Here is a 17,741-nt window from a genome sequence, read left to right on the forward strand (position 1 = left end):
AAAAAAGAGAGACTGTAAATCTCTCTTTTTAATAATTTGGATATCATAGAAGTATAAATGAAAATTTCGCTTTAAACGTTTGTTTTGAAATGGGAAACGAGAACTTCAAGTTCTTGTACGGTCGTTTTCATTTCAGAAGCTTTTTTAGCAACGACACTCATTTTGTTTACTTGGTCACCAGCCGAAGTTGCTGTTTGTGACGTTTCGGCGGCAACTTCATTTGAAATAGAAGCGATGTTATTAAGTGAAGCGTTCATTTCTTCAGAACTTGCGGCCATTTCTTCAGCAGTTGCAGACATTTCTTGCATTTGTGTAGAGACTTTGTTAATGTGGTTAACAATTTCCGAGAATGAAGATCCAGCGGTACGAATGACTGTAATTCCTTCTGAAGCCTCTGACTGACCTTGCGTCATCATTTCATTTGCTATTTTTGTGTCAGCTTGAATTTGATGAAGTAAATGGTTAATGTCAGTTGCTGCTAGCTGAGATTGTTCAGCAAGTTTTCGTACTTCATCGGCAACAACGGCGAATCCTTTTCCATGTTCACCAGCACGAGCTGCTTCAATTGAAGCATTTAAAGCGAGTAAATTCGTTTGTTCCGCGATATTAGAAATGGATTGAAGTGCAGTATCAATATGATTCGTATGTGTAATGAGTCGTTCTACTACTTGTGATGTAGCGTTAACAGCTTCGTTAATGGTATGCATTTGTGTAATAGATTTCTCAATGACTTTATTCCCACTATCTGCTTTTTCAGCAGTTGTAACAGCTAGGCTAGTAACAGAAGAGGCAGATTCAGCAATACGCTGAACACTCGTTGTCATATCATCCATTGCAGTTGAACTTTCTTCGATACTGGAAACTTGTGAACGAATATTATGCTCAAGAGCATTCATCGTTTCTTCGGTTTTTGCTGTATTTTCCATAGACGTAGTTGTTTCGATAAATACATTTTCAGACGCTTCTTTGACACTTGTTGATGTTTGTTGCACTTGTTTTATGATACGTTGTAAGTTAGCGAGCATTTGATTAAAGGAATTGGCGATATCACCAATTTCATCTTTACTCGTTACGTGTAATCTAGCAGTTAAATCGCCGTCTTGAGAAGCTAATTCTTTTAATTTCTCATCAATTTGTCGTATCGGTTTAACGAGTTTACCAGAGAACCACCATGCTAATAAAATAGATGTTAACGTACATGTAATGAGTGAGAAGAAAATAATATATTGAATAAGAGATGAAGAAGACTCTACGTCAGCAATTAATGCGTCACGTTTATCATTTTCTTCATTTGCATATTTAGTAAAACGACTTAAAAGCTCGTTTACATAATCGGTTTGAGCTAAAGCGATTTTGGATGCTTCGTCCCATTTTCCTTCGCGAGCGAGAGGGAGGACTTCATTATCTATGACGCTTCGCCATTTTGCTCCCATTAAAATCGCTTCTTTCATTCCTTCTGGGAGTTTTTTATCACTTGTTACTTTCTCTCTAGTATCAGCAAGTTTTTTTCCTTCTCGGTTGAATTTATCCAATCCTTTTTGATCATGTGACAGTAAATATTCTTGTAAACCGGCAACTTGTGCTTGGAACCAATCACCACGTTCTTTTAAAATTGTTGCTCGTTTAGATACATCATTTTTTAACGTTTCAATTTCGCTTGCTTGGTTCATAGCGAATGAAAGAATAACAATAAGAGCAATACTAAATAAAGAAGAAATGCTTAAGAGTGTGAACAGTAGTTTTTTGCGAATACTAACATATTTCATCGTTACCCCTACCTTTAAAAACTATTTATTATGATTTATAAATATTTAAGAACGACATTAATAAAACATCATTATGAAGTTATTAATCTGTTCAATGAAAATTATAGCAGATAATGGAAGGTGGCAGATTAATATGAGTAAATGTTCTTAAAATGTATACATTTGTATATCAAAAAGTTCATAAATAAAAATGAGAAATGCTATTGTAATTTGAAATAACATCATGTATACTTCTAATTAGTTGATAACGATTATCAATATCAACCGTAACATTACTCTTCGTTATGTTGGTCATACCCCTTTTTGACGACGTAAGTCAGAGACGAAATGTTGAAATATCTTGTGTCCTATTCTACAGAATTATGGTAATCTCCAACCTCAACTTATATGCGTGAGCATGCAAAAAGGATCCTATCCGTGAAGGGATCCTTTTTTGCATGCTGTCGCAATTAATGTATATAAACCAGGCACACGATTTTCAATTTCTTCCGGTGCAGTAGAAGGGAAGACCCACCTTTGATGAGACCCGTGTTCTTCAACTAGTTTTTCAATTTTAAAATGTTCTTCCGCAAGTGTTGTAATAATTTCTCCTAGCGTCCAGCGACGGATGGTTGTTTTAGGTAAGGATTCTTTCTGCGCTTCTGTAAGAAGAATGCTATAAGCGACATCATCTTCAATCAATTCTTCATCGAAATAATTTCCATTGGCCTGAAATGATGGGTGGTCTACTCCTAATAATTTCGTGTAAACAGGATGATAGTCACGAAGGATAAGCGTTCCATCTCGCTTAAGTAAAGTAGCAATTTTTTGAAAGAGTGGTTTTAAATCTAAAAAATAATGGAGTACACCAAGTTCCAGCAATACGATATCAAATGATTGTGAGAGCTGTACATGTAATACATCAGAAACGACATACTGGATAGAGACACCAGCTGCGTCTGCAAGTTCATTTGCATATTTTGCATTACTTGCTGAAATATCAACAACTGTTACGTCAGCTCCTAGAAGAGCGAGAGAGACAGCTTTATTTCCTTTTGATCCGAGTAAATTAATAATACGTTTTCCTTTCGGAGATTGTATGTAAGGTAAATAGTGATCTACCTCGCGCATAGGGTCTTCCATGATTTTTTTCGCATAATCGGCTGGTGCCCCGTGGCGATTCGTCCAAGCTTCATAAGCAGCTGCATTCCAGCTTTTTTCATTACGTGTACTTAGTTGTTTTTGATTCAATCGTATCACTCCTTTTGTGAACGTATAGTTATTCGGCAAGGGGATGGGATTTCCTTTTCTTTCTGGATAAAAGTTTGATTTTTCTGTGATTAAGTCGTAAAATACTTGTTATACGTAAAAGCATTGAAAAGGAAAAGTAGGATGAACACATTCTTTCCAGAGAGCTTCGGTAGCTGAGAAGAAGCAAGAATATTCATTTGAACAATGGCCTTTGAGCTTCGTCCTGAACTTATCAAATGATAATAGTAGGCGGCGACGAGAGTTGGTACTCGTTATCAAAACCACAGTATAAGAGCATATAGCTCCGTACTTGTTAAGGCTAATTATGTGAGTAATTGGCGAAATAAGGTGGTACCGCGACTGTTTATACAGCCCCGCCCTTATCTTTTTTAAGATAAGGGCGGGGCTTTTTTATATTTAAAAGGAGGAATGTAAGATGAGTATTTTTATTGGAGGCGCTTGGCCATATGCAAATGGTTCGTTACATCTTGGACATATTGCGAGTTTGTTACCTGGAGATATTTTAGCACGTTATTACCGGGCAAAAGGTGAGAATGTGTTGTATGTTTCGGGAAGTGATTGTAATGGAACACCTATTGCAATTAGGGCAAAACAAGAAGGGGTGACGGCGAAGGAAATTGCTGATAAGTATCATGAAGAATTCCAGCGATGTTTTCATAAACTTGGTTTTACGTATGATTGCTATACACGTACAGATAGTGAGCACCATCATGAAACTGTTCAAAATGTCTTTTTACGTTTATTAGAAGAAGGCTATATTTACAAAAAAACAGTGGAACAAGCGTATTGTGAAACGTGTACGCAGTTTTTACCTGATCGTTATGTAGAAGGCATTTGCCCACATTGCCATGAAGCAGCAAGAGGAGATCAATGCGATGCGTGTTCAGCTATTTTAGATCCGCTCGATTTGTTAGAAAAGAAATGTAAGTTATGCGGTAGTAAGCCATCGATACAGGAAACAGAGCATTTCTATTTCGCATTGCATACATTTCAGGAGCAAATTAAAGAAGCAGTAGAAATCGCAAAACAAGAAGGAACATGGCGTGACAATGCGATTCAGCTAACAGAAAGGTATGTAAAGGAAGGATTACAAGATAGGGCCGTATCACGTGATTTACCAATCGGGGTACCGATACCAGTAGAAGGGTATGAAGATAAGAAAGTTTACGTATGGATTGAAGCCGTGACAGGATATTATTCAGCAAGTAAATATTGGGCTGAAGAAACAGGGAAAGATGATCAAGAGTTTTGGGATAGAGAAGCGAAAACATATTATGTGCACGGAAAGGATAATATTCCGTTTCATTCCATCATTTGGCCAGCGGTATTACTTGGAATAGGAGAAGGCGCAATTCCTCGTCATATCGTTTCAAATGAATATTTAACAGTTGAAAAAAGAAAGTTATCTACAAGTAAAAACTGGGCAGTATGGGTGCCTGACATATTAGAACGCTACAATCCAGATTCTATTCGTTACTTTTTAACGGTCAATGCACCAGAAAATCGTGATACTGATTTTTCATGGCGTGAATTCATTTACAGTCATAATAGTGAATTGTTAGGTGCATACGGAAACTTTGTGAACCGGACATTAAAGTTTATTGAAAAGTATTATGATGGTATTGTACCGAATGGAATTATTAATGAAGAGCTGAAAGAGAAGATAGAAGGATTATATATAAATGTAGGAGAATCAATTGAGCAAACTAAATTTAAAGTGGCGTTAGAAACAATATTTGATGCAGTACGTTTTGCAAATAAATACTTTGATGAGAGGCAGCCATGGAAACAACGAGAAGATGATTCAGTTTCATGTGAAGAAACGATTTATAACTGTGTGTATCTTATCGCTAATTTTGCAAATCTCCTTGAACCGTTTTTACCATTTTCAAGTGAAAGAGTTAGAAACACATTATCGATTGTGAACCGAAATTGGGAGCCTCAAAACAAGTTGCCGAATAGAATTGATAGTGTGCAGCCACTATTTGAACGAATCGATGTAAAACAAATTGAGCATGAAATAGAAAAGCTATATGGAGCGGTAAAGTGAGATAGAGAAAAAGACCTTTCAAATACATGAAAGGTCTTTTGTTACGCACTATGCAAGCTACTATGTTTCTTTGTTTTCCTAGCCGTAAGCAGCTGAGGAGTAAAAATTCCAAGTAGTATAAAGAGTATCCCAATCCACTGCATGAAGGTTACGACTTCATGTACAAGTGTAATAGAAGCGATAATGGCCGTTGGTAATTCAGCTGCTCCTAGTATTGTACTAAGTCCTGTTCCTACTTTCGGTACACCAATTGAAAAACAAATGACAGGTACGACAACGCCGAACAATCCGAGGAAGAAAGCGTATTTCCAAAGACCGGCTTGCAGGGCACCATCCGTTAAAAAGGTTGGCGGGAAGAATAGGCATACGATAAGAGTAGCGCTTGTTGTCATAAGAAAGCTTTTCGTATAAGGCGGAACTTCTGTAGCAACACGCCCACTTGCAAAAACATAGAATGAAAAAGAGACAGCGGCTAATAGACCAAAGATAATACCTTTCGTGGAAAAGTTTTGTCCGAGACCTTCAAAGACACCGCCTGCAAACAATGTTCCAGTAATTAAAATAATGATAGATATAACTTTCTCACGGCTTGGTAATGTTCGATTAGCGATTGCTTCTATAACGACACCAATCCATGTGAACTGGAAGAGTAGGACAACAGCGATAGATGCTGGTAGTTCTTCTACAGAAATAGCGTAGAAGATACCAGTCATACTCATTGTTGTGCCAACTGTTAGTAAGGAAAAGAATTGCTTTTTTGTTACTTTATGACGTGAAACGAAAAGAACGAGCAGAAGAAGCCCAATCCATCCGAAGACATATTGTCCTCCTAATAGTTGATGTGCTGAAAATCCATCAATAAATCCGATTTTGAAAATAGTGGAGAGTACGCCGTAGCTACAAGCTCCGAATAAAACGAGTAATGAATACTTAAATTTCTCCATGAAAATCCTCCTTTTAAATAATAAAAAACGCCCGCTATCCAAATAAGGATAACGGGCGAACGAAACAGAGTAAGATACTCTACAAAATTCCGCCACTCATACGAAGTATGAATTTGGGGTATGAAATTGTAGTAGGTTTTTACATTGCTTTTGGGAATACAATAGAACATTTTACACCTTGAGGTGTGTTTTGTATCCCATAAGGAAACTGATGCTTATCTAGTATTTGTTTTACAATGTATAACCCAAGACCACTACCTTGTACTAAGCCATGTTTGTCAGGATTTGCGCGATAGAACGGCTCAAATAAATGGGCGAGTTTATCCTCATCAATTTGTGAACCTGTATTTAATACTTCTAATGCATAACCGTTTGGCTTTTCGTAAAGCTTTATATATACATGCTGATGGTCAATTGTGTAATGAATTGCATTTGAAATAATGTTAAAAATAGCAGTTTCAATAAATTTGGGATCAGCTAAAACTTGTACATCTTGTTTAATGTTAGATTGAACATTTAACTGCTTTACAGATACGAAATAATCTACTTTTTTCATAACATCCTCAATAATATTAGTTAATGAGATAACTTTTAAATTAGGTTTAAATTGAGGGTTTTGTATTTTGGATAATTCCGACATTTTTTCCGTTAATATGTTAATATCTTGCATCATTTCATAGGAACGTTTTAAATATTTATCTCTATCTTTATAAGCTCCAATTCCGTGAATCATGCCATCTAGTTGTCCCATAACGGCTGCGATTGGTGTTTTTAATTCATGGGATACCATAGACATAAATTCTTTACGAGATTGTTCTAATTGTTGTTCTCTCTTGAGCTCGTTTCTTAAATCTTGATTGCTTGCATGTAAATTCTTCACGATATTTGGGACCTGTGAAGCAGCTACTTGTAAATTAAAATCAGTTTGGTCTGTATTTTTGTTAAGTAGCTTTTTATCTGAGAAATCAAGATTCATAATATCTTTTAAAGCATCGCTCATAAATTGAAAAGGTTTGGCAATTAGTTTTGTATAAATTAAAGATCCGAGTAAAGATAATGCAAGCATTGTCGCGCCAATATGTGGAGCTAACTGCTGCAGTACATCTGCTAATTTTGGATTATCTTGTGCATCATTTGTTTTACTTGCTGCATTTTGTTTATGTAAGGCATCATTAGTAGCGACTTGCTTTTCCGTTTCTGTAAGTGGAGCAGAAGTGCTGTTTTTCCCCGCAATATTTTGGGTATGTTCTTTTGCTTTTACAGTTTGGCTAGGCTGCAAAAGGTGATTTATGGCTGTAGAGAGTGCTTTATAATCTATAATAGAAGACTGGAAATTGGAAATCGTACTCTCTGAAACAGCCTTACTTTGATTCGTTTTACTTTGGTCGTTTTGTTTGTCTGAATCCGCTTGTTCTGTAGACAGCGCTCCATTTTCTTTTGCAAAACGTTCTTTATCGTAGTTTGAAGCTAGAAAATAAATAATTTGATAAAGACAAAGTGATAAAAGAATACAAAATAATAAGGTTTTGATGAAAATATTTTTGGTGATGTTGTCTGTACTACGATTCGATTTTGTAGCCAATGCCTTTCACCGTTTTAATATAAGGAATTCCTAATTTTTTTCTTAAGTTCTTAATATGTGTATCTATAACTCTTACATCACCATAATGTTCATAGCCCCATACCTTATTCAGCAAATCACTTCTTGATAATACTTTTCCCCGATTTTGCAGTAAAGTATATAAAATTTCAAATTCTTTTGTTGTCAATTCAATTTGATTACCATGAACATAAGCGGCATAGGCTGTAGAATTTAACATCAATTCATGGAATTGTAGTATAGTTGCAGCTTCTGCTTCCTTTGTTGCTGCCCTTCTTAATACAGCCTCTACACGTTTAATAAATACGGTGTAATGGAACGGTTTCGTAATATAGTCATCAATACCTAACTCAAATCCTTTAATTTCACTTTCTTCATTATGTAAGCCTGTTAACATAATGATCGGTACATCAGATTGTCCTCGCATAATTTTACAAATACTATAGCCATCTATATCTGGTAACATCACATCAAGGAGGACAAGATCGTATGAATTTTTTTGGAAAAGAAGAATACCTTCTGTTCCAGCGCCAACGACATCAACAGTAAAGTTTTGTGCCATTAGAAATTCACGAATCAGTTCTTGTATATCTGGGTTGTCTTCAATCACCAGTATATGCGTCATAGTAACACCTCCTAAATAACGCTTTTTACTGCAATATTCGAATTCATCATTTTTTGGATAACTCAAATTGTTTATACATATAATAAGCCCCCGCTATAAAGTCATCATGAAAGTAGCAAGGGGAATGGTTTAGAGAAACTGAATATTTCAGAATTACATTAGTTCTATTATAGTATGTATTGTAAAATTTATAAAATATTATAACTGTATAATTTTAATATCCATGTTTATCAATGTTTTGATGTTGTTTAACGAAACCTATTCTTATTATATATGTAAATACAGTTGTTTTGCTACTGTAAATGAATAAATAAAATAAGCCAAGATATAAAATTCTTGGCTACACATAAATCTTGTTTTTAGGTTATTTTACAGTGACGGTAGCTTGCTGCTGAATACGCTCAAATAACCAGTGTATATCATTGTTATACATACGAATACAACCAAGTGTTGTCCATTTGCCGATTGCTTGATTATTGTTAGTACCATGAATCGCATAAGTTGTTCCGTAAGTTCCTGCCATGTTTAGTCCGAGCCAACGGTCACCAAGTGGATTACGTGGATCGCCGCCTTTAATTTTTCCTGTATAGTAAGGACGGTTTTTAATTTTATTAACGATTTGAAAAGTACCTTTAGGCGTAGGTGTGGCTGCTTTTCCAGTAGCGACAGTAAAACTCTTTATAAATTGTCCGTTTTGATAATAATCCATTTTATTTAACTGCGTATTCACGATAAGCTGATCGTTTGTTGTAGCTGCCTCAGCATTTGTGAATGGAATAGTTAAAAATCCTAATGATAATAGTGCGCTTAATAATAGTTTTTTCATTATATTCTCCTTTTTGCTATTGTAATAGTCTTACATACAATGAATTTGCAATCCTCGTAATACTTTATTTACATTTTCATCTAATGTTTCAAAGAAGGTAGTAATCTTTGGATTTTGTTTGTTGTTTTTATCAATAAGTAATCTTTCATTTAGTAAAAGTTCACCATGTAGTCCAAAACTTTGAACTTGAATATTTAGCTCATCTTCAGTTTCAGAAATAATTGGTAAGAAGTAGTGGAAAGCTTTCGTTGGAATGATGTAACTTTTACCAATCATGCTTTCTTGATTTGAATTAATCCATTTTTTCGTAACAATCTTAATGTTCTTTTTTGAAACGATAAAAGACAGTGTTGTAGATTTTGTTAAACTTACGTCAAATTCACTTGTTTCACATATGTGTAAATTAAAAACGGTTTCATTTTGATGAGATTCAACATTTGTATTAATAAAATCATGCATTTTATAAGCTTCCATTTCTTATTCACCCTTTTTTCAATTTCGAAAAACTACTTATATTTATTCAATTTAATGCTTAGTCATATATTAGTTAAATTTTTCAACAAATTCCGATATAATCTTACAATACGTATATGAAGCTAATATGAAGTTAGTATGAGTTTGTGGTGGTTTTTTATTGAGAACAAAATAAGGTGACTTTTAAGTGTTAAAAACTGGATAAAAAATGCATATTAATAGCTCTATTCCGTACGGTATATAATTGTTAGCACATCGAAAAGCGAAAATGGATAGCAGCAAATAATGAACAGAAAACTTTAGTGAGCCTTACAAAAATGTAATAAAAATGTAAGCTATTGTGATAGTTATTTCGACAATTTTTTTATACAATAATAGTAAGAAGTTGTACGTGATTGAAAGGAGAGATGACATGGAATGGGTTCATGAATTATTTCAGCAGTACGGGTACTATGTTGTACTTGTTGGTTTGCTGTTAGAATATATTGCACTTCCGTTTCCGGGAGAGCCAACGTTAGCGTATGCGGGGTTTTTAGCACAAAAGGGCGATTTAAGTTTACCAATTTTAATTATCCTATCCTTTATTGGGACAAGTGTAGGAATGACAATGCAATACTTTTTAGGAAATAAATTAGGTATGCCCTTTATTCAAAAGTATGGGAAATACGTATTTTTAACACAAAGAAAAATCGACTTAACAAGAATGTGGTTTGATAAGTATGGATACTTCCTTATTTTTATCGGCTTCTTTATTCCTGGTGTACGTCATTTTACAGGATATTTTGCAGGAATTATTAACTTACCATTCCGTCGTTTTGCAATTACAATTTACTCAGGTGCTCTATTTTGGGTATCATTCTTCTTAATCGGTGGTTATTGGTTAGGTGGAAACTTACATGACATCTTTGGAGTGCTAGAAGATCATATCGGTAAAATCATTGTTGGAGTTATCGTTATCGTAGCAATTACGTTAAGTGTTCGTTTCCGCAAACAGTTAAAACGAGTATTGTTACAAAACGCAAGTTAATATGGAATCCATTCTATGTCAGAATTTAGGAAGGCAGTGCAAACGCACTGCCTTTTTATTTTATGTTCCAATCTATTTTAATGAGATTTTGTTAGTTCATCTGTTTAAAATTATATAGATTATATTGTCAATTATTAACGTCAAAATGACAATTATAATTGACAAGGATAAGGATATTATTTACAATTTTAATTAAATAAATGAAAAAGAGGGAAGACATGAAGCTTCAAAATCGAGTGAGGGAATTGCGAGCAAAGCATCGTTTATCACAAGGGGATTTAGGGAAAGCGATAGGATCATCACGGCAAACGATTAGTTTAATTGAGCGCGGGGATTATGCACCATCTATTGTATTGTCGCTAAAAATCGCACACATTTTCAACGTACCGGTGGAGGAAATATTTACGTTAGTGGAGGGGGAAGAGGATGAAGAAGAGTAAACGAAAAAAACAATTTGATTTTGCGGGGAAAATAGCATTAAGTATGATGGGTGGCTTTTTAACATCTTATATAGCTTTAAATTTACTCTCAGATGAACCGAGAAAATTATCATCTAATACATTTATAGGTGTATGTACTATTTTTGGAATCTTAATGATGTACTACACTTGGAAGAATACACGTATGTTAGCGGAGGCACGCGATGAAGAAGAGAGCGTACAAGGCAGAAAATTAGGCATTATAAGTATATATTTACGTGTAGGTGATATAGTTACGCAGGCATGGTTTGTATATGCAGTTATTACATGTAGACGTGCACTGTTGCAGGATACAAATGTTTCATTTGCAGTGTGGAATTTAGTAGCATCTATTGTCTGTTTGACTATTGTAGTGGTTATCGGGCTCATAATAAAAAATCGTTATAACAAGCTATATCCTGAACAAGGTGTAACATATATGGAATCTATGAAAATGTGGACGAAAAACGCAGATGAAGGATTAAAGCACATTGTGCATGAGGCTGGATATAAAGCATATGAATTTACGAATACAGTATTGGCATATGTATGGTGGGCTGCCGTTATATATACAGCGGCTAGTGATATCGATTTTGTATTAATTGGCTTAATCTCATTTATTTGGATATTGCATCTCGGGAAATTTATGTATGAAATGCATAGAAAAATGATTTATTAAGGGGAGAAAAAGGTGGATATTTTAAGAAGACCAGCTGGTTCTATGACAGCGGCGTTAGTTCTGTCCATTTTATACGTAGTAATTCGAACTGAGAAATTAGAAGTAATGTTGGAAATATGGATATTATTTGGAATTTTTTTATTGGTGCTAGCTATTCATGAGCTAGGACATGCAGTACTTGGTTTAATAGGTGGTTTGAATTTTAAATTTATGACAGTAGGGCCGATTACCTTTCAAAAAGAGAAGGGGAAAGTACGCATTCGAGAAAATAAATTGTGGATGTACTTTGGAGGCGTTGTAATGCTAGTGCCACCTACTATAGAGACACCGAACCTTTCAAAAAAATGGGCATGGATGACTTTAGGTGGACCAATGATAAGTTTATTATTTGGTATTACTTTTGGTTACATATACATGGTGAGTTATTATCAATATCTTTTATATTTTTCTGTTTTACACTTTGTGATTTTTGCAGCTACAATCGTACCGATAAAAGGAACGTTTTTGAGTGATGGTATGCAATTTCTTATTTTAATTAAAGATGATGAAAAGGCGAAGCAGCATTTATATAATATTCAAGTATCAAGTGAGTTATTTAGTTATAAAAGGCCGAAAGATTGGGATAAGAGATTAATAGAACTTAGTGAGGAAAAATTAAAAGAAGATAAAAGTATAAGAGATATAATGAGCGGACTTATGCTCGTTTTTTATGCCAGAGCCGATCAAGAAGGAATGGAAAGGGCAATACCATATATAGAAACAATTGTTCAACTACCTGTAACGAAAGAAAATAAATATTTCGTCAGCAGTTTTCACAGTTGGTATCTTTTATATAAAGCTCTTTATCAGATGGATAGCCTTTCTCTGCATGAAGCGAAGGAACATGCAAAAGCCATTACTAAGATTGATCTAAACGGATATTACCGTACACAAGGAATTATTAAATATTTAGAGGGCGATATAGAAGCTTCCAACGTTTATATGAGGAAAGCGGATAAAGAATTGAAGAGCGCTGAGAATAGTGAAATAGGATATTTACAATTAGAGAGAGAATGGTTTGAGCAGCTGAAAGAGAGGGTATCTTACGATGGGTGAGGTATCCTCTTTTTTCTATGTCGTCTTATGCCGTTCCATAAAAAGTCTGGGGCGAGTAAAATAAGATAAGCAGAGCAAAGCTTGGAGGAATTCTAGATGGAAATTTTAACGATTATTTTAATAGTCTTGCTCATTTATGCTGTTTTTAAAGTAGCATATGTAGCATTAAAGATACTCGCGATCCTATTAGTTATCTTTTTAATCGTAGAGTTCGGCAGTAAATTGCTTGGGGGATAGGGTATGTTGTACGCTTTGAGTGTCGAAGGATATCGGTAAATCGATATGTTGTGTCGAATCGTCGATATAATGAAAAAATCGTTGATATAAGTGGAGAAACGATCGATATATTTGAAAAATCGTTGATATATTCCGGTAAGTACCGGATGGGGTATGTGGAAAAGAAGTTGCCGTGAAGGTAACTTCTTTTTATTTGTTTATAAATTGTTTATTTTTACCTTCTATTCTAGTGGTAAGGAGGCGGTAAGGATGAAAAAAGCGGTTTTAGAAGTGAGAGATGTGACGAAAAGGGTGAAGGGAAGAACGTTGTTAAGCCACATGTCTTTTTCTGTTTATAAAAATGAAATTTGTGGTTTTGTTGGGCCAAATGGTTCAGGGAAGACGACTCTTATTCGAACGATCATGGGGTTAATTCGACCAAATGAAGGTGAAATCTTAATTAATGGCAGTAGCGTACAAAAAAATCGGAAAGAAGCTCTTCAGCATGTAGGTGCAATTGTAGAAGCACCAATTTTCTTCCCTTATATGTCAGGGCGAAAAAATTTACGGAATTTAGGTAGGATTACGCTACGTACTGGTGGAGAAGTTCTTGAAAAAAAGGTGCAGCAAGTATTAGAAGTCGTCGGTTTAGAAAATCGTGCTGACGATAAAGTTGGTACGTATTCGTTAGGGATGAAGCAGCGTTTAGGGATTGCGCAGGCGCTTCTTGGGGATCCAGATTTTATCATTTTGGATGAACCGTCTAATGGATTAGATCCAGTTGGAATTAAGCAACTTCGTAAAATTGTACTCGACTTACAGCGTGAAGAGGGAATTACTTTCTTCATTTCTAGTCATTTAATTCGTGAATTGGAGCTTATGTGTGATTCATGGGTCATGATTCGCGAAGGATCACTAATATGGCGGGGAACGACGGAAGAGTTACAAGGAAGAAATAAAGAATTAGAAGATATTTTCGTGGAGATGATGAGCTCATGATGATGTTAGTACGCTCGGAATGGGAGCGGATTTGGGCTAAGAAAGTAACGTGGCTTTGTTTTTTGATGATACCAGTGATGTTAATTGGGGCTGCGAAGTACTATTTGAAACATAATCAAGAAGTAGAAAGGATAGCAGTTGATTATACATATGCGAATTCATTCCCAGTACTTGCCTTATCAGAAATGCTTATGAGTATATGTAATCTTATTTTACTCGTTTTGATTGTCCTTGTGTTTGCTCAAGAGTATCACAGTGGTCAAATTCGGATGGTAATCCAAAGGTCATACATGTATTCGGAAATTCTTATTGCGAAAATAATTACGATATTAGCAGTAAGTTTGCTATTTATAGGTGCCTATTTTATTTGTAGTTATTGTATTGGCTATATTTTCTTTGAGCATGAACCCAATATTCTTTTGTTTTATCATACGGAAAAAACGAATGCACTTGGCGTTTTCTTATACTGTATTTCTTATTATGGAATTGCTTATCTTACTTTAATAGCGATGGCTAGCATATTAATTATGCTTTCGGTTATAAGTAAATCGATAACAAGTGCAACACTTCTTGGTATGGGATTTATTATATTTTCTTTTGGATATCCAGCGATGGCGTTAGTGATAGGGAAATCATCGGCTTTTCTTTATATTAATTATTCGTCTTTAATTAAATTGCAACATGAGGGAATTGCTATAGCTTTATCTGGTAGTTCACGGCTGATTCTTTTTGGATCTGTAATTTTACTTGTATACATTGCTGTTTGTAATGTTGTAACAGTTTATTGGATAGGAAAAAAAGATAATTTTGTGTGAGGTGTGAAGAATGAGACAGATACTTATAAGCGAATTTGAACGGATTTTTGATAGAAAGAAGACGAAAGTATTAATTGTTATTTTTGGACTGTTACTTATTTTGCACAGTGTATGGGTTCATACTTTTGGAGTTGCTATTTACGATACAAAAGGGACGGAAGCAATCTTAAGTAATTTGAACTTTCCTGTTGCAGTTACAAGAGAATGGTATTTTACGCTATTCTTATTAATTTTTCCAATCTTATTTATTGATAGTTTTAATAGCGAAATTTCATCTGGCGCATATCGTCTTGTCATGATCCGCCCGGTAAGTAGAGGGGAATTATTATTAGCAAAATGGGCTACTCAAATGAGTATCGTAAGTTTATTTTTATTAATAGCATTTATAGAGAGTAATATATACGGAACATTTTTTATTAGGCACGCAGAGGAGACATTCTTTTTGGATAAACAAGTCATTTATGGGACGGGTGCCTCTATTTTATATACTGTAAAATATTATTTAATATTATGGTTTATCGCAAGTGCTTTAATTATGTTGAGTAGCTTTGTAAGCCTTTGGTTTCAAAATTCTATTATTACATATTTTGTGATAGTCGGTTTGCTAGTAGCAAGTTTATATGTGAATGAAGAAGTAAGTTATTTTGTAATTGGAAGCGAATCAATTCTAAGAATATTAAGTGAAGGGAAAGTAACATTTTACCTAATAAATGGTACAATTTTAGGAGGATGTGCAATAGCGGCTATGTTTAGTTGGTGTAAAAAAGATGTATTTAATTAGGAGGGACTTACCGTGGCGGACAAAATATTAGTTGTAGACGATGAACCGGATATTCTTACATTTATTGAAGATAGTCTTGTCATGGAGGGGTATGAAGTAAGAAGTGCATTAAATGGTGAAGAGGCTTTGAAACAATTAGATAGTAGCGTGGACCTTATTATTTTAGATGTTATGTTGCCAGATATGAATGGATTTAAAGTGTGCGAGAAGATGAGAGAGTCTTATGCATGCCCCATCTTATTTTTAAGTGCCGATGGTAGTGAACGGTCTCGTATAGAAGGTTTATTGATTGGTGGAGACGATTATATTAGTAAGCCGTTTAGTTTAAAAGAGTTGAAAGCGAGAATTATTGCTAATTTGCGTCGTACGACAGAATTACAAATGATGGGGCAAAAGAATTTTCTACGTTATGGCGATTTAGTAATAGATTTGCAGAGTTATGAAATACTATTAGGTAAAGAAAAAATTCACTTTACAAAAAAGGAGTATGAAGTCGTGAAAATGTTAGCACTTCATACTGGCCAAGTTTTGACGAAAGAGCAGCTGTTTGAAAAAATTTGGGGATATGATAGTGAAAGTGATGTCTCTACTGTAGTTGAGCATATAAAGAAAATTAGAACAAAGCTTAGTGTATATGATAGAGAATATACATATATTCAAACGGTGTGGGGAATTGGATATAAGTGGAGTGTACAAAATTGATGCAAAGGTTACGGATTAAACAACAGCTAGTAATTGGCTTCTTAATAGTTTTAATTGGTAGTTTAATACTGACGGTTTTAACGGCGGCTAGTGGTTGGTATTGGCTAACGAAGAGTGGAAAAGTATTTCCTGCAAATTATTATGAGCAGAAAATTCCTATGATAAAAGAATACGTAAAAGATAAAGGCGCGCTATTGTTAGACGAGAAAGAGCGATATGAATTAGAGAAAGTTGTCCCTAGTGAGGGCATTCAATATCAAATTGTTAATAGGCAAGGAGATATTTCTTATGGTACATATAAAAAGAAAGTAATAACAAATGAGAGACCAATTTTGAGTGTTATTAATACAAATATTCATGAGGAAGATGATGATACTGAAGTTACGACATATCTGCCTTTAGTGGATAAGAATGGAGATTTACAAGGAGCGATAGGGTTTAATTATCATTTGATAATATCAACCGCTTCGGCAGTTGATTCCTTTTTTGTAATCTTATTTTTAGCTTCACCCTTTATATACATTACAATTTTATCCTACATCGTTTCACACCGAATGGGAAAAAGAATAAAGAAACCACTCGCTGAATTATCAGAGGCTTCAAAAAGAATTCAAGAGCAGGATTTAAATTTTCATTTAGAATACAACGCGCAAAATGAGATTGGTGAATTAGTCAGTTCGTTTGAAAATATGCGCGGAGCATTAGCTATTAGTTTGTCACGACAATGGGAGTTAGAAGAAGAAAGAAGAGAATACATTAGAGCTATTTCCCATGATTTGAAAACACCGCTAACGATTGTGCAAGGTCATGCAGAAGGTCTGCAAAGTGGCTTATGGAAAAATGAAGATTTGTTACATCGTTATTTACAAACGATTGAACGAAACACAAACAGAATGACAAAACTTCTTGAGGAGTTCCAAACAGTAAATGAGTTAGAAAGCTTCGCATTTCAATTACGTTTAAATAGAGTGCATATAAATCCATTCTTTCTAAAAAAACTAGAAGAATATGAATGTATAGCTAGGAAAAAAGAAATTGAGTGGGATGTTATCTTTGAAAACAATGAGGATGTACAAAGCTTAGTATTTGACCAAGAGCGGATCAGTCAAGTAATGGATAATATCGTAATGAATGCAGTTCGGTTTACCACGGTGTCAGGGAAGGTGCTCGTTAAAGTGTGTACTTGGCATGACACAATAGAGTTTCATGTATATGATTCAGGGCCTGGTTTCCAAGAAGGAGATTTGAAAAAAGTATTACAACGTTTTTATCAAGGAGATCAGTCACGCTCAGGAAGCAAGGAGCATTTTGGACTCGGTTTATATATTGCTAAGACAATTGTTGAGAAGCACGGCGGTAAAATACAGGTAGAAAATAGCGAGGTGCGAGGTGGGGCGCATGTTTCGTTTCGGATTCCGAGCGGGGGAATGTAG

18 protein-coding genes and 1 other annotated feature are annotated in these 17,741 nt (G+C 34.9%); of the genes, 11 read left to right on the forward strand and 7 right to left on the reverse strand.

Annotated features, from left to right (window positions below; all coding sequences use genetic code 11):
* Window positions 1-71: 71 nt before the first annotated feature.
* The gene (locus DN394_RS08910) at window positions 72-1,766 is read right to left on the reverse strand and encodes a methyl-accepting chemotaxis protein (protein WP_149293744.1); all 1,695 of its coding nucleotides are present in this window, start codon (window positions 1,764-1,766) and stop codon (window positions 72-74) included.
* A gap of 411 nt (window positions 1,767-2,177) precedes the next feature.
* Entirely contained in the window at window positions 2,178-2,996 is an 819-nt protein-coding gene (locus DN394_RS08915; protein ID WP_098091899.1) for a class I SAM-dependent methyltransferase, read from the reverse strand.
* Between the two features lie 114 nt (window positions 2,997-3,110).
* Window positions 3,111-3,381, forward strand: a binding site (T-box leader).
* A gap of 51 nt (window positions 3,382-3,432) precedes the next feature.
* Here DN394_RS08915 and metG point away from each other — a divergent pair.
* Window positions 3,433-5,067, forward strand: a complete 1,635-nt coding sequence (gene metG / locus DN394_RS08920) for a methionine--tRNA ligase (RefSeq protein ID WP_098091898.1) — start codon at window positions 3,433-3,435, stop codon at window positions 5,065-5,067.
* 41 nt (window positions 5,068-5,108) lie between these two features.
* Here metG and DN394_RS08925 read toward each other — a convergent pair whose 3' ends face one another.
* The 5 genes from DN394_RS08925 to DN394_RS08945 all read right to left on the reverse strand — a co-directional run bounded on the left by DN394_RS08925 (window position 5,109) and on the right by DN394_RS08945 (window position 9,536).
* Complete coding sequence (locus DN394_RS08925) at window positions 5,109-6,011, reverse strand: EamA family transporter (protein WP_098091897.1); 903 nt, start codon at window positions 6,009-6,011, stop codon at window positions 5,109-5,111.
* Between the two features lie 139 nt (window positions 6,012-6,150).
* Window positions 6,151-7,593 (reverse strand): sensor histidine kinase, encoded by a 1,443-nt coding sequence (locus DN394_RS08930; protein ID WP_098091896.1) that lies wholly within the window; start codon window positions 7,591-7,593, stop codon window positions 6,151-6,153.
* Window positions 7,571-8,236, reverse strand: coding sequence for a response regulator transcription factor (locus tag DN394_RS08935; protein ID WP_000148835.1), 666 nt, complete (start codon window positions 8,234-8,236; stop codon window positions 7,571-7,573). Before DN394_RS08935 ends, DN394_RS08930 begins: the two co-directional genes overlap by 23 nt.
* Before the next feature lie 364 nt (window positions 8,237-8,600).
* Window positions 8,601-9,062 (reverse strand): L,D-transpeptidase, encoded by a 462-nt coding sequence (locus DN394_RS08940; protein ID WP_000735054.1) that lies wholly within the window; start codon window positions 9,060-9,062, stop codon window positions 8,601-8,603.
* Window positions 9,063-9,092: 30 nt separating this feature from the next.
* Window positions 9,093-9,536: a DUF3978 family protein gene (locus DN394_RS08945; RefSeq protein WP_000388758.1), complete on the reverse strand. Its 444-nt coding sequence runs from the start codon at window positions 9,534-9,536 to the stop codon at window positions 9,093-9,095.
* A 412-nt stretch (window positions 9,537-9,948) separates the two neighbouring features.
* Between DN394_RS08945 and DN394_RS08950 the strand changes: the two genes are divergently transcribed.
* From DN394_RS08950 to DN394_RS09000, 10 genes are all read left to right on the forward strand, one after another.
* Complete coding sequence (locus DN394_RS08950) at window positions 9,949-10,563, forward strand: DedA family protein (protein WP_097915701.1); 615 nt, start codon at window positions 9,949-9,951, stop codon at window positions 10,561-10,563.
* Window positions 10,564-10,781: 218 nt separating this feature from the next.
* Window positions 10,782-11,003 (forward strand): helix-turn-helix transcriptional regulator, encoded by a 222-nt coding sequence (locus DN394_RS08955; protein ID WP_098091895.1) that lies wholly within the window; start codon window positions 10,782-10,784, stop codon window positions 11,001-11,003.
* On the forward strand, window positions 10,990-11,700 hold the full coding sequence (locus DN394_RS08960) for a DUF3169 family protein (RefSeq protein WP_097915714.1): 711 nt from the start codon (window positions 10,990-10,992) through the stop codon (window positions 11,698-11,700). Before DN394_RS08955 ends, DN394_RS08960 begins: the two co-directional genes overlap by 14 nt.
* A 42-nt stretch (window positions 11,701-11,742) precedes the next feature.
* A complete protein-coding gene (locus DN394_RS08965) occupies window positions 11,743-12,795 on the forward strand; it encodes a M50 family metallopeptidase (RefSeq protein WP_141498567.1) in 1,053 nt (350 codons plus the stop codon).
* Window positions 12,796-12,891: 96 nt separating this feature from the next.
* Window positions 12,892-13,032, forward strand: coding sequence for a DUF3985 family protein (locus DN394_RS08970; protein WP_000404783.1), 141 nt, complete (start codon window positions 12,892-12,894; stop codon window positions 13,030-13,032).
* A gap of 249 nt (window positions 13,033-13,281) precedes the next feature.
* Window positions 13,282-14,010, forward strand: coding sequence for an ABC transporter ATP-binding protein (locus DN394_RS08980; RefSeq protein ID WP_046960022.1), 729 nt, complete (start codon window positions 13,282-13,284; stop codon window positions 14,008-14,010).
* The gene (locus DN394_RS08985) at window positions 14,007-14,825 is read left to right on the forward strand and encodes an ABC transporter permease subunit (RefSeq protein ID WP_046955642.1); all 819 of its coding nucleotides are present in this window, start codon (window positions 14,007-14,009) and stop codon (window positions 14,823-14,825) included. The genes DN394_RS08980 and DN394_RS08985 overlap by 4 nt, the downstream gene beginning before the upstream one ends.
* 10 nt (window positions 14,826-14,835) lie before the next feature.
* Window positions 14,836-15,606, forward strand: a complete 771-nt coding sequence (locus DN394_RS08990) for an ABC transporter permease (protein WP_097994795.1) — start codon at window positions 14,836-14,838, stop codon at window positions 15,604-15,606.
* Between the two features lie 12 nt (window positions 15,607-15,618).
* Window positions 15,619-16,308 carry a response regulator transcription factor gene (locus DN394_RS08995; protein ID WP_098091893.1) on the forward strand — a complete coding sequence of 230 codons (690 nt, stop codon included), beginning with the start codon at window positions 15,619-15,621 and terminating at the stop codon, window positions 16,306-16,308.
* Window positions 16,308-17,741, forward strand: coding sequence for a sensor histidine kinase (locus DN394_RS09000; protein WP_098091892.1), 1,434 nt, complete (start codon window positions 16,308-16,310; stop codon window positions 17,739-17,741). The genes DN394_RS08995 and DN394_RS09000 overlap by 1 nt, the downstream gene beginning before the upstream one ends.

Origin of the sequence: Bacillus sp. BB081 (assembly GCF_008368895.1) — a bacterium.
Taxonomy (GTDB): domain Bacteria; phylum Bacillota; class Bacilli; order Bacillales; family Bacillaceae_G; genus Bacillus_A; species Bacillus_A wiedmannii.